The sequence below is a fragment of the Rhizobium sp. PP-F2F-G48 genome, from assembly GCF_004342335.1.
GTDB lineage: Bacteria > Pseudomonadota > Alphaproteobacteria > Rhizobiales > Rhizobiaceae > Ferranicluibacter.
Genome location: NZ_SLVH01000012.1, coordinates 58,386 through 82,731, shown reverse-complemented (window position 1 = coordinate 82,731; position 24,346 = coordinate 58,386). Strand labels below are relative to the sequence as shown.

24 protein-coding genes are annotated in these 24,346 nt (G+C 63.3%); 3 read left to right on the top strand and 21 right to left on the bottom strand.

The window, feature by feature from the left end; translation table 11 throughout:
- Positions 1 to 5: 5 nt before the first annotated feature.
- On the bottom strand, positions 6 to 446 hold the full coding sequence (locus C8J36_RS21690) for a RidA family protein (RefSeq protein WP_132537421.1): 441 nt from the start codon (positions 444 to 446) through the stop codon (positions 6 to 8).
- A gap of 14 nt (positions 447 to 460) precedes the next feature.
- Here C8J36_RS21690 and C8J36_RS21685 point away from each other — a divergent pair, with 14 nt between their 5' ends.
- Positions 461 to 1,249 carry a WYL domain-containing protein gene (locus tag C8J36_RS21685; protein ID WP_245506693.1) on the top strand — a complete coding sequence of 263 codons (789 nt, stop codon included), beginning with the start codon at positions 461 to 463 and terminating at the stop codon, positions 1,247 to 1,249.
- A 54-nt stretch (positions 1,250 to 1,303) separates the two neighbouring features.
- On the opposite strand, the gene C8J36_RS21680 is transcribed toward C8J36_RS21685, so the two are convergent.
- The 5 genes from C8J36_RS21680 to C8J36_RS21660 form a co-directional block, all read right to left on the bottom strand.
- Positions 1,304 to 2,158 carry a transporter gene (locus C8J36_RS21680; protein ID WP_162242463.1) on the bottom strand — a complete coding sequence of 285 codons (855 nt, stop codon included), beginning with the start codon at positions 2,156 to 2,158 and terminating at the stop codon, positions 1,304 to 1,306.
- Positions 2,159 to 2,403: 245 nt separating this feature from the next.
- On the bottom strand, positions 2,404 to 3,999 hold the full coding sequence (locus C8J36_RS21675; RefSeq protein ID WP_132537420.1) for a long-chain-fatty-acid--CoA ligase: 1,596 nt from the start codon (positions 3,997 to 3,999) through the stop codon (positions 2,404 to 2,406).
- 97 nt (positions 4,000 to 4,096) lie between these two features.
- Positions 4,097 to 5,164, bottom strand: a complete 1,068-nt coding sequence (locus C8J36_RS21670; RefSeq protein ID WP_207897592.1) for an alpha/beta hydrolase — start codon at positions 5,162 to 5,164, stop codon at positions 4,097 to 4,099.
- Positions 5,165 to 5,304: 140 nt separating this feature from the next.
- On the bottom strand, positions 5,305 to 5,844 hold the full coding sequence (locus C8J36_RS21665) for a 2,4'-dihydroxyacetophenone dioxygenase family protein (protein ID WP_062596804.1): 540 nt from the start codon (positions 5,842 to 5,844) through the stop codon (positions 5,305 to 5,307).
- Positions 5,845 to 5,916: 72 nt separating this feature from the next.
- Positions 5,917 to 7,008, bottom strand: coding sequence for a zinc-binding dehydrogenase (locus C8J36_RS21660; protein ID WP_132537418.1), 1,092 nt, complete (start codon positions 7,006 to 7,008; stop codon positions 5,917 to 5,919).
- A gap of 219 nt (positions 7,009 to 7,227) precedes the next feature.
- On the opposite strand from C8J36_RS21660, the gene C8J36_RS21655 reads away from it, so the two are divergent.
- Positions 7,228 to 8,238 carry an AraC family transcriptional regulator gene (locus C8J36_RS21655; protein ID WP_132537417.1) on the top strand — a complete coding sequence of 337 codons (1,011 nt, stop codon included), beginning with the start codon at positions 7,228 to 7,230 and terminating at the stop codon, positions 8,236 to 8,238.
- Positions 8,239 to 8,312: 74 nt separating this feature from the next.
- Here the strand turns inward: C8J36_RS21655 and C8J36_RS21650 are convergent, their stop codons facing one another.
- Positions 8,313 to 8,780 carry a MarR family transcriptional regulator gene (locus C8J36_RS21650; protein WP_132537416.1) on the bottom strand — a complete coding sequence of 156 codons (468 nt, stop codon included), beginning with the start codon at positions 8,778 to 8,780 and terminating at the stop codon, positions 8,313 to 8,315.
- Between the two features lie 142 nt (positions 8,781 to 8,922).
- Between C8J36_RS21650 and C8J36_RS21645 the strand changes: the two genes are divergently transcribed.
- Positions 8,923 to 9,714, top strand: a complete 792-nt coding sequence (locus C8J36_RS21645; protein ID WP_132537415.1) for an alpha/beta hydrolase — start codon at positions 8,923 to 8,925, stop codon at positions 9,712 to 9,714.
- Between the two features lie 298 nt (positions 9,715 to 10,012).
- On the opposite strand, the gene C8J36_RS21640 is transcribed toward C8J36_RS21645, so the two are convergent.
- The 14 genes from C8J36_RS21640 to C8J36_RS21575 form a co-directional block, all read right to left on the bottom strand.
- Positions 10,013 to 10,393, bottom strand: a complete 381-nt coding sequence (locus C8J36_RS21640; RefSeq protein ID WP_132537414.1) for a DUF6180 family protein — start codon at positions 10,391 to 10,393, stop codon at positions 10,013 to 10,015.
- A gap of 158 nt (positions 10,394 to 10,551) precedes the next feature.
- Positions 10,552 to 12,858, bottom strand: a complete 2,307-nt coding sequence (locus C8J36_RS21635) for a methyl-accepting chemotaxis protein (RefSeq protein WP_132537413.1) — start codon at positions 12,856 to 12,858, stop codon at positions 10,552 to 10,554.
- Positions 12,859 to 12,974: 116 nt separating this feature from the next.
- On the bottom strand, positions 12,975 to 13,103 hold the full coding sequence (locus C8J36_RS25660) for a hypothetical protein (protein ID WP_132537412.1): 129 nt from the start codon (positions 13,101 to 13,103) through the stop codon (positions 12,975 to 12,977).
- A 51-nt stretch (positions 13,104 to 13,154) separates the two neighbouring features.
- Positions 13,155 to 13,538 carry a type II toxin-antitoxin system VapC family toxin gene (locus C8J36_RS21625; RefSeq protein WP_132537411.1) on the bottom strand — a complete coding sequence of 128 codons (384 nt, stop codon included), beginning with the start codon at positions 13,536 to 13,538 and terminating at the stop codon, positions 13,155 to 13,157.
- Entirely contained in the window at positions 13,535 to 13,735 is a 201-nt protein-coding gene (locus tag C8J36_RS21620; RefSeq protein ID WP_062597045.1) for a type II toxin-antitoxin system VapB family antitoxin, read from the bottom strand. Before C8J36_RS21620 ends, C8J36_RS21625 begins: the two co-directional genes overlap by 4 nt.
- A 328-nt stretch (positions 13,736 to 14,063) precedes the next feature.
- A complete protein-coding gene (locus C8J36_RS21615; RefSeq protein WP_132537410.1) occupies positions 14,064 to 14,924 on the bottom strand; it encodes an alpha/beta hydrolase in 861 nt (286 codons plus the stop codon).
- Between the two features lie 72 nt (positions 14,925 to 14,996).
- Entirely contained in the window at positions 14,997 to 15,857 is an 861-nt protein-coding gene (locus tag C8J36_RS21610) for a DUF296 domain-containing protein (protein ID WP_132537409.1), read from the bottom strand.
- 2 nt (positions 15,858 to 15,859) lie between these two features.
- Positions 15,860 to 16,618 (bottom strand): SDR family oxidoreductase, encoded by a 759-nt coding sequence (locus C8J36_RS21605; RefSeq protein ID WP_132537408.1) that lies wholly within the window; start codon positions 16,616 to 16,618, stop codon positions 15,860 to 15,862.
- A complete protein-coding gene (locus C8J36_RS21600; RefSeq protein WP_132537407.1) occupies positions 16,615 to 18,276 on the bottom strand; it encodes an acyl-CoA synthetase in 1,662 nt (553 codons plus the stop codon). Before C8J36_RS21600 ends, C8J36_RS21605 begins: the two co-directional genes overlap by 4 nt.
- A complete protein-coding gene (locus tag C8J36_RS21595; protein ID WP_132537406.1) occupies positions 18,273 to 19,442 on the bottom strand; it encodes an acetyl-CoA acetyltransferase in 1,170 nt (389 codons plus the stop codon). The genes C8J36_RS21600 and C8J36_RS21595 overlap by 4 nt, the downstream gene beginning before the upstream one ends.
- Complete coding sequence (locus C8J36_RS21590; RefSeq protein ID WP_132537405.1) at positions 19,439 to 20,305, bottom strand: IclR family transcriptional regulator; 867 nt, start codon at positions 20,303 to 20,305, stop codon at positions 19,439 to 19,441. The genes C8J36_RS21595 and C8J36_RS21590 overlap by 4 nt, the downstream gene beginning before the upstream one ends.
- Positions 20,306 to 20,308: 3 nt before the next feature.
- Positions 20,309 to 21,175 (bottom strand): SDR family oxidoreductase, encoded by an 867-nt coding sequence (locus tag C8J36_RS21585; protein WP_132537404.1) that lies wholly within the window; start codon positions 21,173 to 21,175, stop codon positions 20,309 to 20,311.
- Positions 21,176 to 21,309: 134 nt separating this feature from the next.
- Positions 21,310 to 22,320 (bottom strand): TRAP transporter substrate-binding protein, encoded by a 1,011-nt coding sequence (locus tag C8J36_RS21580; protein WP_132537468.1) that lies wholly within the window; start codon positions 22,318 to 22,320, stop codon positions 21,310 to 21,312.
- A 41-nt stretch (positions 22,321 to 22,361) separates the two neighbouring features.
- Complete coding sequence (locus tag C8J36_RS21575; protein ID WP_132537403.1) at positions 22,362 to 24,230, bottom strand: TRAP transporter large permease subunit; 1,869 nt, start codon at positions 24,228 to 24,230, stop codon at positions 22,362 to 22,364.
- Positions 24,231 to 24,346 lie beyond the last annotated feature (116 nt).

Sequence of the window (24,346 nt, the reverse complement as noted above, 5' to 3'; positions counted from 1 at the left end):
AGCCCTCAATCCAGGAGAACGATAGCCTCAACCTCGAACATCATGGGGTCAATGGCGAGCTTCGGCACCGGAACCAGGGTTTGTGCCGGCAGCTTTGCACCGAACATCCGCGTCACAGTCTCTGTCAGCACGCCGAGTTTCGACATATCGTGGTCGACGACGAAGACGGTCAGCTTGACGACCTGTTCCAGGCGAGCGCCGAGCGCGTCCATCACGGCAGCGAGGTTTGCATAAGCCTGCTTCACCTGTTCCCCGAAATCGGACGACAGCGCGCCCGTCCGATCCTGTCCGCCTTGGCCGGAAATGAAAGCCAGCCGGCCCGCGACAGGCGTAATGACCGCCGTGCTGTAGCCGTTCGGTGTCGGGTCGTTGAGGTGGGAAGGATTGACGATGATCGGCACTGCGGCGAGGGGCGTCGCAATAATTGTGGGGGCTTGGGATGTCATGAACAGGCTCCTTGTTGGGTTGCCATGATCACCTAAAGCAAATCGGTGCCAAAATTTGTCACCGATTATGCTACGGTTACCCCATGAACATCCGCCTCAGACATGATGCGATCGTGCGCATTCTTCGACGCAACGGAACCGCCACGATCGGCCAGTTGGCCGGAGAGATCGGCGCTTCGAGACGCACTGTGCTGCGCGACATCAGCGCTTTGCGCGATCAGGGTTTCGTCATCCATTCCGAATCCGGGCCGGGCGGCGGCGTTCAGCTCGATCCCGAAGCGCTGCGGAGCACGGCTCGCCTCTCCGTGACGGAAGTGTTCGCGCTCATCGTCAGTGTCGCGTCGATGCGTGCGGCCCGGTCTCTTCCCTTTTCCGATCTTGCCGACAGGGGACTGGCGAAGATCGAAATGGCATTGCCCGCCGACAAGGTGCGCGATTTGCGCCGGCTTCTCGCCTGTCTCTATGTCGGGCAGTTGTCGCCCATGCAGGACGTGTCAAACCTGGGCGCGATCGAATCCGAACTGCTGCCGGCCTTCGAGACGACGTTTCTCCAGAGGTTGTTCCTGCGGTTTCGCTATCGTGACGCCCAGGGCGTGGAGACCATTCGCGAGGTCGAGCCACAGGCCATGCTTATCCTTCCGCCTCTTTGGTATCTGGTGGCCTGGGATGCCGCCCGGGACGATTTCCGGCATTTCCGTATGGACAGGATCAGCCTGCCCGAAATCGTGGAAGGCACACAGTTTCGCCGAAGGCACGTTCCCTTCGAAGACGATGTCTGCCCATTCAGCGAGATGTCGCTTTGACGGGCCGCCGCCGGGGGCCCGTCTCGCTTCCACCCGCGGGCGCGCTTTCTCCCGTTAGAACAGTTTGACGATGCGAAGTTGCGTCACGAGGTCCTGCTGGAAGCCGCCTTTGGCGTAGACGTCCGTGCCGACCATCCCCTGAAGCTGGATCGTCGGGGAGACGAAGGTCGTGGCATAGAGGCGGAACTGGTCTTCGCGGGTGCGCAGGCCGGTATCGAAACCGTTATAGGTCTGTTTGCCGCCGAACAATCCGGAATAGCCGAAGGAGATCGAGGCTGCTTCGTTGATGTTGTAGCGAAGAAAGGCCTGGATCTGGTAGATCGGCTTCTGGCTGACCTCGATGCCGTTGTCGGTGTGATCGAAGCGGTAGTGGATGTCGCCCGCCAGATCGAGCACGAACCCGTTGCCGAGCCCCTGCTGGAGGCCGATCTGCTCAACGATCCCGACCGCGCCGGCACCCATCGACGGTTTCAACGGATCGTACTGGCCGACGGGCAGGATCAGGTAGGTCGAGGAACCGAGCGTCGTGCCGGTCGGCTCGTTCGAACTCATCGCCCAGAAGGCGGTGCCGAGCGTCAGGTCGCTCGTGCCGTTCTCCGTATCCGCATCGACGCCGCCGATGCGCGCATTGATGCTGCCATAGGGCATGACGGCCTGCATGGCCCACTCGAAGCCACTGTCGGTCTCGCCATAATAGACCAGACGCTCGATTCCGAAGGCCAGTCTGTCCTTGGAACCCGGTATCTTGTTGCCGTCCTTGTCCCGGAATGTATCGCCTTCCACGTAGTTGAAGTAGTTCACCAGAACGAAGGTCCCGTCCGGCAGGTGAACATAATCGTTCGGCGACAGATCGAGCGCCATCGCGCTCTCGCCCCAACAGCCGGCGGCCAGGGCAGCAAGTGCCCCCAACAGTGTCTTCCTCATCAATCCCCCCACGATGTCCTCCTATCGCTTGTTGAAATTCTGCACGTTCGCCTCGGCCGGTTCCTCGACGGGGTTCCTCCTCCCCGAATGGCCCGGTCGCGAGCCTCGTCCGCGTCGAACCCGTCTCCGGGCCGTGCGGATCATCTCTCCTGTTCGGCGCTGCGCTCCTTCGGCGAAGCCCCCCTCAAACCTGGCAACCCGCAAGCCCCCGCCCGCCCGCCGCTATTCGCTCAGCCACCAAGTGCGTTCAGCCCAGGAACGTTCTGGATCTCTCGGCGCAGCGCCTTCTTGTCGATCTTGCCGACGCTCGTGCGCGGCAGGGCGGCCAGAAAATGGATGCTGTCGGGCATCGCGTAGCGGCTGATGCGCCCGGCCGCGACCTGCTCGGCCAGGAAAGCTTTCAGCTGGTTCTCGGTCGGCGGCGGCAGAACCTGCGCCGCGATCACGAAGGCGAGCGGCCGTTCTCCCCATGTCGCCGACGGCGTTCCGATGACGGCGGCTTCGGTCACGGCCGGATGGGTCGTGAGAATATTCTCGATCTCGATCGAGGACACCCACTCTCCGCCTGTCTTGATCACGTCTTTCAGGCGATCGACGATGCGGACGCCCCCGTCCGCATCGATCTCGGCGATGTCCTGCGTGTGCAGCCAGCCGCCGGCCCAGAGATCGTCGGATGCCGCCTGGGTGCCGTAGCCCTGTGTCAGCCATGGTGCGCGGGCCAGAAGTTCGCCGCGTCCTTCCGGTTCGAGCCGCGTCTCGACGAGCGGAATGGGAAGGCCGGCGCGCATGCGCATGGCCGTCGGGTCGCCCGGTTTCGACCGCGACACCGTGAGGATCGGGCCCGTCTCGGACATGCCGTAGCCGACGAAAGCATCGATCCCGAGCGCGAGCGCTTCTTCTGCAAGGCTCTCGGAAAGCGCCGATCCACCGACGAGCATGGTCCAGGGCGCGAGGTTCTCTCCCGACACCTTCGCGGCATCGACGATCATCCGCAGCAGGGTCGGCACGCCGTGCGAGAAGGTGACGCCTTCCGTCTTCTTCAGCGAGAGGATGGTTTCGGCCTGATAGCGGCCGGGATAGACCTGCTTCAGGCCGAGCATCGTCGCGACATAGGGCAGGCCCCAGGCATGGACGTGGAACATCGGGGTCATCGGCATGTAGACATCCGACCGCCGCAGGGATTGCCCGTCCGGATTGCCGGCGAATGTCACGGCCGCCGCCAGCGCGTGGAGAACCATCTGCCGGTGGCTGAAGAACACCTGCTTCGGATCGCCGGTCGTGCCCGTCGTGTGAAAGGTCGTCGCGATGGCGTTCTCGTCGAAATCCTCGAAGGCGAAGTCCGGCGACGCCGCAGCGATCAGGTCCTCGTAGGTGCCCGGCTCGGGCGTGTCGGAGAGGCGGATGACGTGGCGCAGATCGGCGAGGCTACCCCTGAGCCGCTCGACCACCGGCGCGAAGTCGTCATGGTAGAGAATGACCTTTGCCTGCGACTGGCGCAGGGTGAAGCCGATGACATCCGGCACGAGCCGCACGTTCACCGTCTGCAACACGGCGCCCATCATCGGGATCGCGAAATAGGCCTCGAGATAGCGGTGGCTGTCCCAGTCCATGACCGCGACGGTATCGCCGGCCTCGACGCCATGGCTGGCCAGCAGCGAGGCCAGTCTGTGGATGCGCTCCACGAGATCGGCATAGGTGAAACGCTGCCCGGCGCTGACGATCTCCTGCGACGATTGCTGCGCGACATTGGCGAGCAGTTTCCGGATGAGAAGCGGATAATGATAGGCGCTGTCAGACCTGGTCTCCAGGATCCTGTGTTTCGACATGTCGGTCTCTCCCTCTCTTGGCGGAATGCGGCGGGCGATGTCGGCTGTGGCGGCGAGAGCCGCCGGTTTGGCACGGCTGCTGAGCGATAAAGCGGGCCTAGAGCGAACGCAGGAAGGTGAGGAGGGCATCGTTGACGGCCTCCGGCGCCTCCTGCGGGATCCAGTGGCCGCAGCCGGGAAGGATGATCTTGCCGCGCAGGTCGGTCACCACCTCTTCCGCGCGCGCGATGGCCTCCTGGCTCCAGATGGTCACGATGTCACGGTCGCCGCCGATATAGAGCGCGGGTACCGAAAGCGGCTTGCCCTGGTGGGGGCCGAGCGCATCCCAGTCACGATCGCCGTTCATGTAGTAGCCCAGCGCGTGGTAAATGCCGGTGGATTCGAGCTCTGCCACGCAATAGTCGAGGTCTTCAGGGCGAAGCCAGTCCGGCAGCGTGGCGGGCAGCTCAAGCAGCCCGGACATCCCGGCGCCCGAGGTGCGCGGCACGGAGATGGCAGCGCGCACCACCTCGCGCAGCACCAGATCCGGCAGCTTCGTCATGTCGAACGCGGCCAGTTCGGGCGGCAGAGGCTTATCGCCCGAAAGGCTGTAGAATGCGCTCGTCAGCCAGCTGCGCATGTCGGGTTCGGCTTCTGCGGCGGCCGCCTCGCGATGCAGCGCGAAATATTCGTGATAGAACATGCGGTCCGGGCCGGCCAGTTTGGCGGCCGCCTCGCTCGGGCGCGTTTCCCCGAACGGGCTACCCGGCAGGCATCCGAGGCCCGCGGCCCCGAAAGGCACGCTCATGCCGACGACGGCCCGGAAAACGTCCGGCCGGGTCCATGCAGCGGTCCAGGCGACGGGCGCGCCGAGGTCATGGCCGATAATCACGGCCGTCGTTTCTCCGAGGGCTTCCACCACGCCGACGCAGACGGCCACGAGTTCGACCGTTCCATAGGCGGCGGGGTTCGTGGGCTTGGAGGAGCGGCCGTATCCCGGCATGTCGATCGCGACGGCGCGATAACCGGCTTCTGAAAGGGCCTTCAACTGGTGACGCCAGGAATACCAGGATTCCGGGAAGCCATGACACAGGAGCACGAGCGGACCAGTCTCTCCTGCGATCCTCATATGGATCCGTTGCCCGTTCGAAATGACCGTCCGCTCTGTCCAGTTTTCCGTCGTCATGCCGGTTTCCTCTCCTGTTCTTGGTATGGACGGGCCGCGATGAGCGCAGCCCGGAAGGGGCGAGCGAGATCCGGCGGGCGGCATCGGCGCACGAGGCGACGGGCCGTCCTCCGGAAATCACCCTGCATCGACGTGTCGTGTCAGGCGCCCGTGGAGTAGGCGACGGTTCCGCCCTTCAGATAGCGGACAGGGCCGATGCCTTGCCGCTTCGAACACATCTCGACCAGATTGATGATGGTGATGGCATCGAGGACGGAGTGGAAATTGCCCTTGTCATCGAAGTTGATGTTGGCCCCGTAGACGATGAACAAGACGATCGTGTCCTCGGTATTGTCCTCGGGAACGACGAAGGTATGCACCGACGAGGCGGGCTCGTAGAGATAGGAGCCGGCGACCTGCGGCTGGTCGGGATACTCCTTGTAGTGCCACTTGCCCTGCAGCGTGTAGCCATGCACCGCGCCGGTGTGCAGATGCGCGCCGACGATGGCGCCGGGCTCGAACGTGGCGATGTTGACGGCGATGCCGATTTCCGGATCGAGCAGCAGCGGCTGAAAATGGATGCCCGGCCCGAGCGCGTCTTTCATCACCGGGACATCGGCGATGTTCGTCGTCAGGAGTTCGTCCTGCGGCAGAGAGAAGACCGGCGGTTTGACCTGCTCGATGGGTGCCTGAATGTTCATGATATCCTCCTCAAGGATCGGCTGGATTGTGGAACTGGCTTTGCTGGCGCGCGCTTGCGCGACGAGCAGGCGTTACGCGTCCTGCGGGTGAACGATGATCTTGATGTCGTTCTCGGGATTGGCGAGACGCGTGAACGCATCCGGCACGTCCTTCAGGCCGATCTGGCTGGTGATCAGCGGACGGACGTCCAATTTTCCGGACGCGATCTGCGTGAAGGCTTCGATGAATTCCTCGATCGAGAAGGCGATGCAGAACGCCAGATCGATTTCCTTCATGATGGCGTAGGTCGGCTGGAACCTGTCTTCTTCCATACAGAGCCCGACGACCACGACCTTCGAGCAGGGGGGCGCTCCGGCGAGGATCCGCTGGATCATGCCGGGGGCGCCGACGCATTCGAACACGACGCAGGGGCGGAAGGCATGGCCGGGAAACATCGGCGTCTGCCGGGCGATACGCTCGGGCTCGCTGACGGCGGCGACCTCCCGCCAGGCATCGTAGGGCGAGGTCTCGCGCGGATCGACGACGACATCGGCGCCGAGCGTCCTTGCCATCTCGCGCCGGGCGTTTGAGAAATCCGCAGCGACGATCGGCCCGATGCCGCGCGACTTCAGAACCGCGATGATGGCGAGTCCGATCGGTCCGCATCCGATGACGATCGGCACGGCGTCGCCTGCGACCGCGCCGCGATTGACCGCATGGACGGCGACGGCGAGCGGCTCGGCAAGGGTCGCCAGATCGTTGGAAACGTGATCGGGCACCGGAATGAGCAGGGCTTCGGAGAGAACCATGTACTGGCCGAGCCCGCCCGGCGTTTCCAGTGTCCCGAAGCCGAGCGTCACGGGCGTCGGCCGGATGATGAACGGCGCGGACACGACCCGTGTCCCGATCGCATGGATCTTGCGACAGTCGGGGCCGTATTCGACGATTTCGGCGCAGATTTCATGGCCGAGCACGATCCGTTCGGCGGGATCGAAGATCTCGATGCCGGCCACGGCGCGCGCGCTGGCGAGCAGCTTTTCGCCATGACTGACGGTGTGCAGGTCGCTTCCGCAAATGCCCGTTGCCAGCGTCCGGACCAGAACCTCGCCGGCTCCGGGTTTCGGTACGGAAACATCCGCAAGGCTGAGGGCTCCGTGTTGCAGCACGACGGCGCGCATGTTCATTGACGTGTTCCTCCCTTGCGATCGACCCGGCGGCAGGAGGCAATGCAAGGACGCGTCAAGACGCCTCGTGAAAGACACGAGTTGCAGGCATTCGGCGCTGAGGATCGGATCTGTTTCTCTCCCGGATGAAGCGCTCCACCGCTCCATCACCGCCGAAGATTAGCCAATTGCGTTGAAAAAAACTTGACATTACGCGACATTTATTTAGCATTTGCTGCCATGGGGGATATCATTCGCGGTGCGGTTCTCTTTAACTTCTCAGAGCTTGTGACAGAGCTCGGCGGAGATCCCGGGGCCATTGCCCGCGCGCAGGGCATCAACCCGGCCGCCATCGGCGACTTCGACAGCTTTCTCCTGTATTCCAAGGCTCTGGAGCTTGTGGGTGCAGCCGTGCGCGAGCTGCAGTGTCCCGATTTCGGCATGAGGCTCGGCGTTCGTCAGGAGATCCACTTCCTGGGGCCGCTCGCGGTTTTCCTGCGGCATTCCGAAACGGTCGCCGATGCGCTCGAAAGCGTCTGCCGCTACCTTTACCTCTTCGCGCCACCGGATGTCGCGGCCCTGAAGCGCGGCCCACAGGTCAGCGCCTTCACCTATTCGATCGCGCTGCGCCACGTCGCCCATCGCGATCAGATGATCGAGAAGAGCCTGGCCGTGACCATTTCGGCGTTTCGCCAGCTTCTCGGCAACGATTTCACGCCGCTCCGGGTGACGATGCAGCACCAGCCGATCGCGCGGCCCGAGTGCTACCGCGAGGTCTTCGGCTGTCCCGTCGAGTTCGGGCGGGAGGACAATGCGCTGGAGTTTCCGACACGGGCGCTCGACGGGGCCATTCCCGGGCGCGATGCCGCGGCGCTCGCGCTGGCGCAATCCTATCTCACCGATACCAAGCCGGGCCTCGATCTGGTCGATACCGTGCGCGAGATCACCCACAGGCTCTTGAAGCTGAACCGCGCCAGCCTCATCATCGCGGCGGATACGCTGAACCTGCACCCTCGCGTGCTGCAAAGGCGGCTCTTCGAGCGCGGCACGACATTCGAGGAGATCCTCGACGACCTGCGCCGGGATCTCTGTCGGCAGCTTGCGGGAACGGGCATGCATGTATCGGAAATCGCGACCGTGCTCGGCTACTCCGAACAAAGCAGCTACGCCCGCGCCTGCCGCCGCTGGTACGGCATGTCGCCGCGCAAGCTGCACAGCCAGCTTGCGGCGCATGGGCAACTGGCGGGGTAGGGGCAACTGGCCGGTTAGGGAAACCGGTCGCAGCACGCGAACGCACTGCAGCGATCGCCGCCGCCATCTTCCGATCAGGCTGGTGTGTCCCACCCGCCGATCTGGGAATAGATCGCATCGCGGAGATGGCGCACGTCTTCATTCAATGCGGCCAATTCCTGCGGTGTTTCGGTCGATGCCGCAAGCAAGGTATCGCTCAGGCAACCCGCTCTGTGTCGCAGAGCTCGGCCGTCTTCGGTCAACGCGATCATCACCTGCCGCTCGTTGCTGAGGTTTCTGGTCCGGCGCAACAAGCCGGATGTCTCGAGACGCTTCAGCAACGGCGTCAGCGTGCTGGATTCCAGGGCAAGAGCCTTGGCAATGGCGCCCACCGTTTGCCCGTCTTTGCTCCAGAGCACATTGAGCACGAGATATTGGGGATAGGTCAGTCCCAACTCGTCGAGAACGGGTTTGTACGCGCGCTGGATGGCAATGCCCGCAGTGTAGATCGCGTAGCACAGCTGGTCCTGCAGAGGTGGTGGATCGTTGTGGGGTTTGGTCATTCTGTGCTCCTGCACGCATCGATCGAACCGACACTACCACGAAAACAGATATCGCAATAAATATTATGTTGACGGAACCGCAAAAGCCTGCCAGCTTACAGTTATCGCGATAACAAATATCGCAGAAAAGATGGAGAGAGCCATGACGACCAAGACCAAGACCAAGACCGCCGTTGCTGCAATCGCTGCCGCATTGTCTGCCGCCATTCCGGCAGCTGCCGCCGACACGATTGCCAAGGATCAGTCCGTGAAAAACGTGGTGCTGGTCCACGGGGCTTTTGCCGATGGTTCCGGCTGGAAGGGCGTTTACGACAATCTGACGAAGCGCGGCTATCGCGTCACCGTCGTCCAGAACCCCCTGACCTCGCTTGCAGACGACGTTGCTGCGACCAAGCGTGCGCTGGAGCGGCAGGATGGTCCGGCCATCCTCGTCGGACATTCCTGGGGCGGCACGGTGATCACGGAAGCCGGCGTCGATCCGAACGTTGCGGGTCTCGTCTATGTCTCCGCTCTCTCCCCGGATGCTGGCGAGACGACAGCCCAGCAATATGAGGGATTTGCTCCCGCATCGGAATTCGTCATTGAAACGACGAAGGATGGTTTCGGCTATGTCAGCCCGGAAAAATTCAAGGCTGGCTTCGCGCATGACGTCAGCGATGCCGATGTTGCATTCATGAGGGATGCGCAGGTGCCGATCAACATGTCGTCATTCGGGACGAAGCTGGAAAATGCTGCCTGGCGAACCAAGCCGAGCTGGGCCGTCATCGCCACCGAGGACAAGGCATTCGATCAAGCCATGCTGATCCACATGGCAGAGCGCATCAAGGCCAGGATCACCAAGGTGTCGGCGAGCCACGCGCTCTTCATGACGCAGCCGAAGGTGGTTGCAGATACCATCGACCAGGCCGCCAAGGCCGTTTCGGCAAAGAAGTAGGGGAGAGACCCAGCGCCGTCGCAGGAACAGTCCTCCACGGCCCCGAGGGCACGAGCCCATCCGTCAATCCGGTGCAAGCGGGGCGGGCGCGAAGGAAAGGGACCGGCTGACCGCTATGCAAGTCAGCGGCGCGAAGTCCGGAGAACATGTACCGAAAGAAAGGCGGCACTCAATCGGGTGCCGCCTCGGTCTTTCGCCGCCCGTGTGCCCGAAGCGGAGTTTCCTTCCGCAGGAAGGAAGCCGATGGTTCGATGCTGCCGAGACGGCAAAACGCGCTGTCGGCTCACATGCCGACGGCTTACTTCGCTGCCTCTTTCACGGCTGCGATCGCCTGGTCTGCAAATTCACCCATGGTTCCCTTCGTTTCGCGGTAGTCGAAACCCTGGACGACCGCCACGGTGGTGTCACCAACGGCGATGCACTGGACGACATAGGCCCCTGTGCCGCTCGCACCACCATGGACAGTCACCAGTTGATCCGGGAAGCTTTTGAGATCGACACTCAGGCCGGCCTGTTGCGCGGCATCGGAGACGACGCTGCCGCAGGTATCGATGCTGAATTGCGCCGCGGGAATCCGTTCCACATGATAGGTCAGAGCGAAGCCCGCATCCTGGGCTGCGGCAACAGCCGGCAGGCTGAACATGCCGATCGCAGAGAGCAGAAGGGGGAACGGTTTCATCAGAATCTCCTTGTCAATTCGGGTCTGCGCTCTCAAGCGACCCAGCGCGATTTCGGCGCCACCTCGCAGAGTGTCTTCCGGACGACCGTTAAAGGCCGCTTCCGTCGGCGCGGTGACGTAAATGGTGCGCCACGGACGGATCGCAATATCGCGCTTTGTTAGAATTCCTCCCAGCTTTCCTTCACCGCGGCATTACCGACGAAGGCTTTGGCGACTTTCCCCGACAATTTTCTGGCCGGCGAGGCGATGGGTTGGTGGGACGGGGTGGCGGCCATGACGGATGCGGTCTGGCGGAGCGCGCCGGCAAGCCGGAACTGCGAGATGAGCTGACGCAGGCGCGAACTTTCGGTCGCCAGCGTCGCGCCGGCCGCGCTGGTCTCCTCGACCATCGCCGCGTTCTGCTGGGTCACCTGGTCCATCTGGTTGACGGCCGTGTTGACTTCGGCAAGGCCGACGGACTGCTCGCGGGCGGAGGTCGCGATCGAATCCATGTGCTGGTTGACGGTGACGATATAGCCTTCGATCGTCTTCAGCGCGTCGCCGGTTTCACTGACCAGCCGGACGCCGTTCTGCACCTCGACGGAGGAATTGCGGATCAGTTCCTTGATATCCTTGGCGGCCTTGGCCGAGCGCTGGGCGAGTTCGCGCACTTCCTGGGCGACGACGGCAAAGCCCTTGCCGGCTTCCCCGGCGCGCGCGGCCTCGACGCCCGCATTCAGCGCCAGAAGGTTGGTCTGGAAGGCGATCTCGTCGATCACCCCGATGATGGACGAGATCTGGTTGGAGGATTCCTCGATCTTCTGCATGGCATCCACCGCATGGGCGACGACGCGGCCGGACTGGGCGGCACTTTCATTGGCGATCGCCGCGACCTTGCGGGCCTCGTCCGCGCGCTTGGAAGAGTTGCCGACATTGACGGTGATCTGGTCGAGGGCGGCTGCGGTTTCCTCAAGCGATGCGGCCTGCTGCTCGGTGCGCTTCGACAGGTCGTCGGCGCCGCTGCTGACCTCCCGGCTGCCGCTGTCTATAGCGTCCGTCGCCAATGACACGGCGCGCAGCGTTTCGGAAAGCTGGGTCACTGCAGCGTTGAAATCGGCGCGGAGCGTTTCGAAATCCGTGGCGAAGGGCTCGGCAAGCCGGAATGTCAGGTCGCCATCGGCCAGATGCTTCAGGCCCTTGCCGAGGCCCACCGTCGCCTGCGCCATGTCCGCGGCACGCCTGCGGTCGGCCTCCGCCTTGCGCTGGCGTTCTTCTTCCGAAAGGCTGCGGTTGGCGGCCGCTTCCTGCTCGAGCCGAATCCGCGCAAGGTTGCTGTCGCGCAGCACCTCCAGCGCGCGTGCCATGTCGCCGATCTCGTCCTGGCGGGCCGTGTCCGGCAGGTCCGCATCCATGCGACCGGCCGCAATCGCAGTCGTCGCCGCGATGACCTTGCCGAGACGCGTGCGGAACCGGTTGGCGAGAAACGTCGCGACCGCGATGAGAAGGATGGTCGCAATGCCGACAACGATCAACGAGGTGATCGCCAGGCTCTTCAAACCGGCAAAGAGGGCAGGGATCGGAACCGAGACGACCGTGTACCAGGTCGTGCCGGGAATGATGTTGACCGGCACGGCGACGGCCAGGTTCTGCGAACCATCGGCGTTCACCAGGGTCACGGGCTCACCCTGATTGCCGATCACCTTGTTCCAGGCCTCAACATCCAGCCCGGAGTCCTTGAGCGATTTGCCGAGAAGAGACGCATCGGGATAGGCGACGATGCTGCCGCCCTGGCTGATCAGGGCAACGAAGCCTGCCCCAAGCGGCTTCAGGCTGGCGAGATCTTTCGACAGGCTGTCGAGTGCGGTATCGACGCCGGTAACGCCGATGAATTTCCCGTCCTTGAGTACGGGCACCATGAAGGACGTCATCAGCACCTCCTTGCCGTTGATGGCATAGAGGTAAGGCTCGGTGAACAGGTCCTTGCCTGTCTGTTTCGGCACCTGATAGTAGTCTCCGGCGCCCGGCTTGTCGTAATCGATGAGCGGATCATGGACGATCGTATCGCCGGAGCGCGCGAAATAGGGCACATAGCGCCCCGTTGCATCATGTCCCGGCTTACCCTTGAAATCGGCATCCTTGCCGTCGAAGGCGTTCGGCTCCCAGCCGGTGCTGACGCCGATAGCTGCCGGATTGTCGGTCAGGATCTGCCGAAGAAACGCGTCCGCGGCCGAGCGGGAAGACGTGCCGGCCTGCGTGGCGGAGACCAGGTACGAGCGCATGTTGAAGCTGAGCGTCTTCAGTGCGCCAAAGCGGGTCTCGACATTGGCTGCACTGGTCGCGGCCGCATTGGTCATTTCGGAGATCGAGCGGTTCCTGACCTCGTGATAGGCGAGGTAGAGCAGAATGCCGGCCGTGGCCACCGTCGTGGCGACGCCCGTTGCGACGATGGCGAACATATTGCGACCAGTAGCGGTTTTCGGCAACATCCGACGTCTCCAAACAATGTCATGGCATCAACGGGCAAGAGCCGGATCATCGGAAAGTCAAGACGAACCAAATTGCTCTGATGTGACCGGTTTAAAGCGTTTTGGTTGAAATTTATCTAACACTTACGAAACTGGATACGAACGAAGGTCTGTGCACCACCAACGGTCGTCGTCGCATGCCCGACGGGAAAGGCGGAGAGCGCGAGATCGACGGCCGTGCCTTCGGCGAAAACGTGTTGCACCATGGCCGGCGCCCGCAGAGCGAGCCGTCTGTGGGAGGATGCCGTTCCGAGCTTCTAGTTTGGCACCGCGGTGGGCGCATAGAGCGAAGCGCCAGCCTTCCGTGCTGCTGCCGCTAAACGCTTGTCCCTGGTCCACAACAGTGAACGCCGATCGAGCAGGGTCGACGCCAGCAGTTGCGCATCCGTGTAGCCGATGCCCATACTGAAAATCGCGTGTCGTTCGATCATCGCCATGACCTCGTCATGGGTCGCGACGAGAGCCTCTCGCTGGGCCGAAAAGAACGCCATGAGCATCTCGCGGTCGCGAAGACTGCCAAGGGCCAGTTCCCCGATAACGACAGGGTGGCTGAGCAGTCGGTCGTCCGCGATGATTTTGCACAACGCCGCGTCGCCGTGGCGGAAATGATCAATCCAGATCGACGTGTCGACCAAGATCATTTTGCCGTTTCGCTCCGGCGGCGAGGGGCTGCCTCTGCGTCCGGCATGGTGCCGCCAAGCGCGATGAGGCGTTTCCCGGACTCGACCCGCACAAGCGTTTCCAAAGCCTGACGGACAAGCGCCGCTGTTTCCTTGGTGCCGGTCAAGGATCTTGCGCGCTCAAGGAGGGTGTCATCGAGATTGATCGTGGATCGCATGCTGAGACTCCCGGTTCCGAGCAGCCTTATTAGCACCATCTGGTGCCGAAATCCATGCGTTGATCCGATGCCCGTTTCCACCAGGGATGGCGGGTCGCGCACGGCCGCGCCAGCCACGGCAAGCTGAAGCAGCCGGTCACTCACGTGGTCGGGCCGGATTTTCAGGCACAATCCCGTCGTGGCCGCCCGGATGATCTTGTTCTCGGCGATCAGCATATTCGCGCCGGACACTGTGTCGATATGCGTCCTGGAAGCGCGGCCTCTGGCAAAATGTTCGGATCAAAAAACCGTCCGGTGCGATGCAGATGCGCCGGACGGCTCGTGTCGATCAGCTGGCCAAGGGGAGCTTTGCCGAGCCCTTTTCCAGAAACGCGGCAAGGACCGCGTTGAATGTTTCAGGCTGCTCGATGAACGGGAAATGCGCGCCACACTGGCTCTCGTCGAAGATAACGAGTTCGGAGCCCTTCACCTGACCGTGGATCCATTCCTGCGACTGCGGATCGACGTGGCTGACGCGTCCGCCGATGACGAGCGTCGGACGGTCGATCCGTTTGAAGAGGTCGCTCCAGTCGATCGCACAATGATTGACGAAGAGTTCGGCAACAGTGCGGGGGTCTACCAAAAGGTTCTCAGCCAGCAACCAGTCGCGAAGATCCTTTGGAATACCCTTCGTTATCATGCTGCCGAGAAAGCCTTCGCGGGCGGCGTGTCCCTCCGGACCCGCGATCTGGGCCGCGACCGCCAGCATGGTCGTCCCGTCGAAGAGTGCGCCTGCGTTCTTCACATCCTCTTCCGACATTCCAGGCTGGATCATGACGGAGGCGGGCTCGTCAACGAAGACGAGGCGGTCGAGACCGGTGGTCCCGTAAAGGTCGATCATGGCCCAGAGAACCGAGGCACCCAGCGACCAGCCGAGCACGCTGGCCTTCTCGATCCGTTCATGCCGCAGGAGTTCGGCGACATCGGCCGCGAAGCGATAGATGCGGTAGCCGTGCTGCGCCTGCGGAGACAGGCCATGGCCGCGAAAGTCGAGCGCGATGACCCGGCGCTCTCTGGAGAAGCTTTCGATCTGATGCCGGAACATGGCTGCGGATTGCGACCAGCCGTGAAGCAGAACCAGGACCTCGCCCGAACCGCTATCGCTGTAACTCAGTGTCGCCCCGTCCGCTGTCGTGAATGTTTTCCTCATAAGACGTCCTCCCGGATGTTGAAGTGATGGGGCTTCCGGCGCCTCATTGCGCCGGAAGCCAAAGGCCCTTGATCAGTCGTCCTCTTCGACGATCAGAAGTTCGAAGGTGATGCAGACAGGGTCCGCCCCCTCGACGATCGCGCCTTCGAAGATCCGGCGGTCGGGATCGACGATCATCAGATCGAGCGCGACGCGCGTATCCCCCGCGGCGTCCGGTGCAAGCCGTCCCGATCGGATCAAGAGTTCGGACGCGGCTGCCGTCATCGTCTCTCCTGATTGGAAAGTGCAGCCGATCAGGCTGCCGATGCCATGGAGGGACGCCCGGACGATGCCATGGCTCGCGGCGATCGCTTCGATGGCGCGATGCAGCGGCTCGTTCGGCTTCAGGCGGCAAAGCACGGCCCGCCGTGGCGCGATCGGCGGCGCTTCCGCGTGGGGAAGGGGGGTGAACAGGCGGAACCGCGTTTCGCTGTCGTCCAACTGGTCCATGATCGCGCCGGAAATGCCCCAGACGGTGGCGTCCACGGGTTCCGCGAACTGCGCGTCGCTCGGCATCAGGTGTCCTGCCCCGCGATACCCGTCGGCGTGCTGCCAGACCCCATGGCAGTGGAGAAACGGCTGGCCGTCCCGTCGCCCGAAGACAATGGTCAACCTCTCGATCTCCGCCCGACCGGACGGCGCGTGGGTGTCGCTGTACCAGGCGGCGTGCAGGCCATCGGCCGGTATGATCGGCGTCACGTAGACGAGCGGCAGGAAGGCGCCCTGCGTCACTTCGATGACGGCGCTCTGGAAGCCCCTGGCCGCAAGAGCCTCATCGATCGCCGCGAGAACGCTTGTTCCGGGCTGGAACGTCAGCTGTATCGGCTCCGCATGGCAGCCGAGCGAAAGCGTGCGCGGCGTGAAAGCCGTGCCCGGTTGGTGATTGTGTCGCATCGTCATCCCTTCACGGCCAGTCCGGCGGTCGAAAATCCACCATCGACGGCAAGAACCTGTCCATTGACGTAAGTTGCATCATCCGAAATCAGGAAGGCGACGGCGGTCGCGATCTCGCGGGACGTGCCGTATCGCTGCTGGGGAATGCGCGCATGCCATTGCGCACGCACATCGCTCGTATGAATGGCGCGCGCCAGCGGCGTATCGATCGCGCCCGGGGCAATCGCATTGACGCGGATGCCGCTTGGGCCCAGTTCGGTCGAAAGGATGTGAGTGAGAATGTTCACCGCGCCTTTCGAGGCGCCATAGGCCGAGCGTCCGCGGCTGCCGAGAATGCCGGAGACGGACGAGATGTTGACGATGGCGCCGGGAATGGACGCCTTCTGCCAGTAGCGCGCGGCTTCGCGGCAGACGAGAAACGTGCCCGTCAGGTTGATGTCGATGATGCGCCGGAAATCATCGAGACCGGTGTCCACGGCCAGTCGGTCCATCGCGATACCGGCCGAGTTGACGACGGCCCGCATCGGCACCTGGGCGCACGCCGTTTCGACCGCGGCCGTAATGGCCTCCTCGTCGGTCACGCTGCACGCAATCAATTGCTGGGGCTCGAGCGACAGCAGCCGGCAGGCGTTTGCCAGTGCCTCCGTGTCCCGGTCGATCAGATAGATCTTCCAGCCGCGTTCGCTGAGGAGCCCGGCAATGTCGAGACCGATGCCCGAGGCGCCGCCTGTGATGAGGACGGAACGATCGGACGCGGTCATCGTACAACACCCTGCTTGGACGCGGATTGGGGAGCGGGCTTTGGAGCCGGCTCGTCCGGGAGTTCGCCGCGTTCTACCAATTGCTCGCGAATGGTTTTCTTGGTGATCTTGCCATAGGCGGATTTCGGCATTTCGCTCCAGAACACCACCTTCTTCGGCATCTTGTAGCGGGCGACCTTACCGTCAAGCCAGGTCTTCACCTCCGCTTCGGTGACGACGGCACCATTGCGGGTCACGCAGACCGCGATGCCCACTTCGCCCCAGACCGGATCGGGAACGCCGACGATGGCAACCTCGTTGAGATCGGGGTGCATCAACAGCTTCTCCTCGATCTCGCGCGGATAGACGTTCGATCCGCCGGAGATGTACATGTCGGAGGCGCGCCCCGTGATGTAGAGAAAGCCCTGCGCATCGACATGACCGAGGTCGCCGGTGCGGAACCAGCCGTTCCGGAATGCTTTTTCGTTGGCTTCCGGGTTGCGATAGTATCCGGCAAAGACCGCCGGGCCGATCACGCAGATTTCTCCGGTCGCGCCCTGTTCCACCTCGTCGCCGCGATCGTCCTGGATCTGGATCTGCATGCCCGTGCGTTCGAACCCGCAGGTGCCGATCCGCGCTTCCGTGTCCTCCAGGCTGTGATAGGCCGGGGGCAACACGGTGATGGCGCCGGTCACTTCGCCGAGCCCGAAATACTGCACCATGACGGCACCGAGCTTCTGCAACGCCTTTTTCTGGTCGGCTCGATACATCGGCGCGCCGGCATAGATGACGTAGCGCAGCGAGGAATGGTCGTGCTGATCGACCGACGGGTCCTCGACGAGCATTTTGACGATCGTGGGAACCGTGAAAAGATTGCTGACCTTCCACGTTTCCACCAGTCCCCAGAACTGGGGGATGTCGAGCTTGTCGGACGGCAGCAGAATGGTCGTCGCGCCCCGTGCGACCTGGCAGAGCTGGTGGACGCCCGCGCCGTGCGACAGCGGCGCCACCACGATGGAGCGATCCTCCTGCGTCGTGCCGGGAAACAGATCGCCATTGTGGTTGTTGACGACGAAAGTCATCTGCCCATGCGTCAGCACTGCCGCCTTGGGGCGTCCCGTCGTGCCGGAGGTATAGAAGTACCAGCACGGGTCGTCGCGATAGATCGGCGGGCCCGTGATCTTGTCGCCGCGATGGCGCTCGACCACGGCGTCGTAGTCCTCGCCGAAGCCGGCCGCGCCGATGGAGACGACGGATCGGATGTCGGGGCTCGCCTTCCGGCAGGCCTCCACATGGTCGGGAAAGGCGGACTGGCAGATCATCAGGCAGGCATTGCTCGATTGCGCGAGATAGGCCACGTCCTCCGGCGTCTGCCGGTAGTTCGTCGGCACCCAGACGGCGCCGGTGCGGAACACCGCAAACATCGATTCGAACAGCTGCAGGCAATTGGCGGACTGGACGAGAACGCGGTCGCCTTTCTGCACGCCGAATTCCGAGACGAGCGCATGCGCCATGGCGTCGACGCGGGCCTCGATCTCGCTCCAGCTCCACGCCCGCGCACCATGCACCAGAGCGATCTCGGCGGGATACCGTCGCGCTGCCTGCGTCAGGAAATGCGAGAGGTTCATCACGCGCGTCGTCTGCGGGGCGATCCCGCCGGCGGGGTCGGTTCGGGTCATCGTGCGCGCTCCAGAATGGACACGTAATTGGCCACGGCTGCGCCGCCCATGTTGAATAGTGCGGCAAGTTTTGCGTCGGGGATCTGCATGTCCCCGGCTTCGCCCATCAGCTGCATGGCCGAGAGCACATGCATGGAGACGCCGGTCGCGCCGACCGGGTGCCCCTTGGCTTTCAGTCCGCCCGAGGGATTGACGGGAAGGCGACCGCTTTTCGTCGTCGTGCCGTCCCGGACGACCCGATAGCCCTCTCCTGGTGCGGCAAGGCCCATCGCCTCGTATTCGATCAGTTCGGCGATGGTGAAGCAGTCATGGGTTTCAACGAAGGAGAGATCGTCGAGCGTCACGCCTGCGGCCGCAAGAGCACCCGCCCAGGCGCGGCGAGCGCCGTCGAACGCCAGGATATCGCGGCGGCTGAGCGCCATGACGTCATTGACCTGGACGCGCGCGCGGAAGGCGATGGCCCGCTGCAGCGTGGCGGCCGTCTCGGCATCGGCGAGAACCAGCGCCGCCGCGCCATCCGACACCATCGAGCAGTCCGTCCGGCGAAGCGGACCGGCAACCAGCGGGTTCTTGTCGGAAACCGTGTTGCAGAACTCGAAGCCGAAATCGCGGCGCATGTGGGCGTAAGGGTTCAGGGCGCCGTTGGCGTGGTTCTTGGCGGCGATCATCGCCAGTTCCTCGGACCGGTCTCCGTAACGCTGAAAATAGCTTTGGGCGATCCCGCCGAACACGCCGGCAAAACCGCCTTCGACATCGGACTCCTCCTTGCGGTAGCAGGCGCCGAGAAGAATGTCGCCGACCGCAGCGGTCGGCAGAGCCGTCATCTTTTCCGCGCCGACGACGAGGGCGATCCGTCCGCGTCCGGCTTCGATGAAGTCCATCGCGGCGTAAACGGCCGCCGAACCGGTGGAGCACGCATTCTCGAGACGAACGGAGGGAACGTTCGCAAGCGCCGCGTCGGTCATGCCGACAAGTGCTGCCTCGAAACCCTGCCGCGAGAAGCCGCCATTCATGACGCCGACGAAGATGCCGTCGACATCCCCGGTCTCAACGCCCGCATGAGCGAGCGCCGGTCCGATCACGGCCGCCATCAGCGCTTCGGTATCGGGATGCTCTGTCTTGCCGAACGGACTGTGGGACCAGCCCACGATCTGAGCCTTCGTCATGGGGAGGATCTCCTTTTCATGGCTTTCGGGGTGGATGCTTTTGCGTGGGTGGCCGGCTGCAGCCTGGTCTGTCTGCCGAACTGATCGGCCAGAATGGCCTCGATCTGAGCGGCCTCGTCTTTCAGGAGCAGCCCCAGTTCCTTCTGGCGCGGCGGCTGCATGCGGCTGTCGATGGCGGCGACGCTCAGCGCACCGGCCACCGTGCCATCGGGATTGCGTATCGCGACGCCGATCCCCCAGGAATTTGCGAGCACCAGTCCCGGATTGACCGAATAGCCGCGCTGCCGTGCGAGGGCGACCTGGCGGCGAAGTTCGTCCGGTGTCAGCGTCGGGTAGTCTTTTTCCAGAACGGCGGCATTCTTTGCCATCATGCTTTCGACCTCGGCATCGGGCAGGGCCGCCAACATGGCGAGAGACCCGGCGCCAGCGCCCAGCGGATGCTCGTAGCCCGTCTGGAGCGCGTGCGTGCGAATGGGAAACGTGCCTTCCTCTCGGTGAAGACAGACGGCAACGGCGTCTCTGCGGACCGACACGAAGGTCGAATCGCAGGTCTTGAGCGCGATCCGATGGATGCTCGGCATGGACATGCGCAGCAGCCCGTAGCGCGGCGATGCGAGCATGCCGAGAATGTAGGCTTCCTGGCCGATGAAATACCGGCGACCGTCGGCATCCTGATCGACGAGACCGGAGCGGATCAGCGCCAGAAGCAGGCGTCGCGCCGTCGGCTTGTTGATTCCGCTCTGCTCAACGATTTCGCTGAGCGCCATGCCCCGCTCGCCCTGACGCCCGACCAGCGACAGGAGTTTGAGGGCGCGATCGACGCTCTGGGAACCGGTCAGATCCTTGTCCACCGCGATGTCCATGGTTCAGCGCGCCTCCATGGCGGAGGACATCACGGTGCAGCTTTGACCGCCATCGACCGGCAGGCAGACGCCGGTGATGAACTTGGCTTCGTCGGAGGCGAGGAACAGCGCGGCATAGGCGATATCGAAGGCATCCCCCATCCGTCCGCCCGGTATCGCCGCGTTGCGCGCAGCGACCATCTCTTCCCGCGACGCATATTGCGACGAAATCTGCCGGTAGATCAGCGGCGTGTCGATCATGCCGGGAATGACGCAATTGGCGCGGATGCCCTGACGGGCATATTGCATGGCGATCGCGACGGTCGCCTGGTTGACGGCGGCTTTCGTGGCATAATAGGCGAAATAGGGATAGCCGACCCACCGGATACCGGCGAGCGAGGAGATGTTGATGACGCAACCGCCGCCTGCCTCGATCATATGAGGAATGACGACCTTGGCGGTGCGGTAGACGGATCCAAGATTGAGATCGATCGACTGCTGGAACTGCTCCTCGGTCAGTTCGACCGGGCCTGCCATATGGGTCACGCCCACATTGTTGTGCAGCACGGAAATCGTGCCGAAGGCCGCGATGACCTTGGCAACGGCCGCCTCGACCGAGGCCAGCTGCGTGACATCGGCCTCGACGGCAATCGCACTGCCGCCCTCGCTTGCGATGATCCCGGCAGTCTCTTCGGCCGCCGCGACGTTCCGGTCCACGCAGGCGACCTTTGCGCCTTCGCGAGCGTAGACCACCGCCGCGGCCTTGCCGTTGCCCCAGCCGGGGCCATCGGAGCCCGCACCGAAGACGATGGCCGTTTTTCCAGCGAGGCGAAGCCTTGCGCCATTCCGATGGTCGCTTTGGCTGGCGGTTTGGTTGGTCTCTTCGATCATGGGCTGAGAACCTCGGGGCAATAGCGTCCGCACCTGACGCCTTGGCAACCCAAGGCGCCCGGGAAAGCGGGCAGAGAGATGAGACGCGGAGGGCGGCCGCCCCTGAGAGCGGGCGGCGGCCTTGGTATGGAAGGTTAGGTCAGGCTGACGCCGACGGCTTTCTCGAGGATCGCCCAGGCTTCGTCGCCGAACTTGCCCTTCCACTCTTCATAGAAGCCGGCCTGGCGCAGCGTGTCGCGGAAGGCCGTCTTGTCGGGATCGGTGAAGGTCATGCCGCTCTTGGTCAGTTCCTCACGGACCGTGTCGTTCACCTTGGCCACATCCGTGCGCTGCGATAGGGCGCTGGTGTTCAGGTGCTTCGCCGTGATTTCGCGCAGATCGTCCGGGAGCCTTTCCCAGGCCTTCTTGTTGGCCAGCATCCAGAAACCATCCCACATATGGTTGGTCATCGCGCAGTTCTTCTGGACTTCGTAGAGCTTGGCGGTGGAGGCGATGGCGAGGGGGTTCTCCTGCCCGTCGACGATCCCGGTGCTCAGCGCCGTGTAGACTTCGGCAAAGTTGATGGTGGTCGGCGCGGCGCCGAAGGCGGAGAACATCGACTGCCAGAGCTTGCTCGGGGGGACGCGGATCTTGAAGCCCTTCAGGTCCTCCGGCGTGTTGATGGCGAGGTTCGAGCTGGTGATCTGGCGGAAGCCGTTGTCCCAGATCTTTTCCATGGGCACGAGGCCCTTCTTTTCGATCTCTGCACGCGCATAGGCGCCAAGCTCGCCGTCCATCGCCTTCCAGACGGTGGCGTAATCGGGAAACGCAAAGCCGATGCCGCTGATCGCGGCCTGGGGAACCAGTGTCGAGAGAATGAGCGGCGACAGGGAGAAGAACTCCGTCGCGCCGTTGCGCACCTGCGACAGCGTCTCCGTATCATTGCCGAGCTGGCTGCTCGGGAAGATATTGATCTTCATGCGCCCGCCGGACTCCTCCAGAATTCCGGCAGCGGCCTCCGCCAGGCGGATGTTGAGCGGATGGGTGAGCGGAAGGTTGTTGGCCAGCTTGTAGGTGAAGTCGGCGGCGTGGACCCTCGTGTGGAAAGCTGCACACAGTGCGAGCGTCCCGGTGCCCAGCAACATTGTCCTGCGGGTGGTTGTCATCGTCATTCTCTCCTCCTGATGTTCGATGATCGTTTCGTGTTTTAAAGCAAAGCCAGCGAGAAATACGGCACCGCGGCGATGAGCAGCAGGCCGGCGAACATCGCACCGATATAGGGCCAGATCGCACCCATCGCCTCGTCGGGCGAGACGTTGCCGATCTTGCAGGCGATGTAGAAGCCGACGCCGATCGGCGGCGCCATGAGGCCGATGTTCATGGCGGTGACGATGACCATGGCGTAGTGGATGTCGTGGATGCCGGCGGCACGCGCGATCGGAAACATGATCGGTGCCAGAAGGACGATGGCGGGAAGCCCTTCGAGCACGCAGCCGAGCAGCATGAAGACGGCAATCGACACCAGCATGAAGGTGAACCAGCCGCCGGGCAGGGCGCGCAGCATCTCGCTCAGTTCGAAGGCGAAGCCGGTCTGGGTCAGCGCCCAGGCCATGGCGGCGGCCGTGCCGAGAATGAGAAGGATGGCGCCGCTCATCGCCGCCGTTTCCACGAGCATCTTGTAGCAGCGTCGGGCGCTGATGCCGCCATAGAGGATGGCGCCGATGATGAAGGCATAGACGACGGCGATGGTGGAAACCTCGGTCGCCGTCGCCGCGCCGCTCGCCACCGCGCTGCGGATCAGGAACGGCAGGACCAGCGCAGGCGCGGCCACCAGCGCCGCCGTGCCGACCCGCTTCATTGACGGGCGCGTCACGCCATCGACGTTCTCATGCCGACCCTTGATGCGGGCAAGGATCGCCAAAGCCAGCAAAAGGACCATGGCGATGGCAAAGCCGCTGGTGAAAAGCCCCGCGATGGACACCCCGGCCACCGATCCGAGCACGATCAGCACGATGCTGGGCGGCACCGTATCCGCCATGGCCGCACCGGTCGCCAGAAGCGCGATCATCTCCTTCGGCTTGTGGCCGCGCCGTTTCATCTCCGGGAACAGCGCCGGTGCCACCGTCGCCATGTCGGAGACCTTGGAGCCGGAAATGCCGGACACCAGAAACAGCGATCCCAACAGCACGTAGGACATGCCGGCCTTGACGTGGCCGAGCATGGACGCAAGAAAATCGACGATCGCCTTTCCCATGCCTGTCGCATCGAGAATGCAGCCGAGCAGCACGAAAACCGGAACCGACAACAGGATGAGGCTCGACATGCCCTCGTCCATCCGCCCAATCAGAACCTCGAGCGGCATGGACGTGGTGAAGTTCAGGAACAGAAGCGTGGCAATGCCGAAACAGAAGGCGATCGGGATGCCCATGGCAAGGCAGATCATGCCGCCGAAGACGAGAAAGATGAAGATGTTGACGTTGCCGAGCTCCTCAAGGGTCGGTGACAGAAACCAGAGCGTGCCGAGAAGCGCCGCAACGATCAACGCAGACGCCACGACATCGACCCGTCTGGAACTCCGGATCAAGTCCGCAACGGCCAGAAGCGCCATCAGCAGCATGCCGCAGGCAATGGCCGAGGCACGATAGCCGGCGGGAATATCGAGGGCCGAGGTGGTGATATCCATCTCGCCGAGTGCATAGGCGTAGGCAGCCGGCAGGAGTGCGACGAGAAAGCCGAGAACGGCCATCATGCCGAATGTCTCGATGAACCGGCGCGCACGGGGAGGCAGGAGATTGAGGCCGACGGTCAGGCGCAGATGCTCGCTGCGGTCGATGGCAATGGCGGCACCCAGCATGACCAGCCACAGAAAGGCGGTCGAGGCGGCTTCATCGATCCAGACGATCGGGCGCGAGAGGCCATAGCGGAAGAAGACGCTTGCCAGAAGCATGGTGATGATCGCCATGAGCAGGACGGCGGCGATGGCTTCGACCGGTCGCATCAACGGCGAACCCCGACGCACGTCCAGTGTCTCCGCGAGCACCGAATACTCAGGAACGTCCTCGGTCAAAACCGTCATGTCTCGCTCTCCTCCCCTACAGTTCTAGATCGTCAATTGCCCGACCCCGTCGGGTCACGTCATGCACTGTCCTTCGGACGATCACGCCTCCCCTGTCCGAAATACCGATAGCCCTC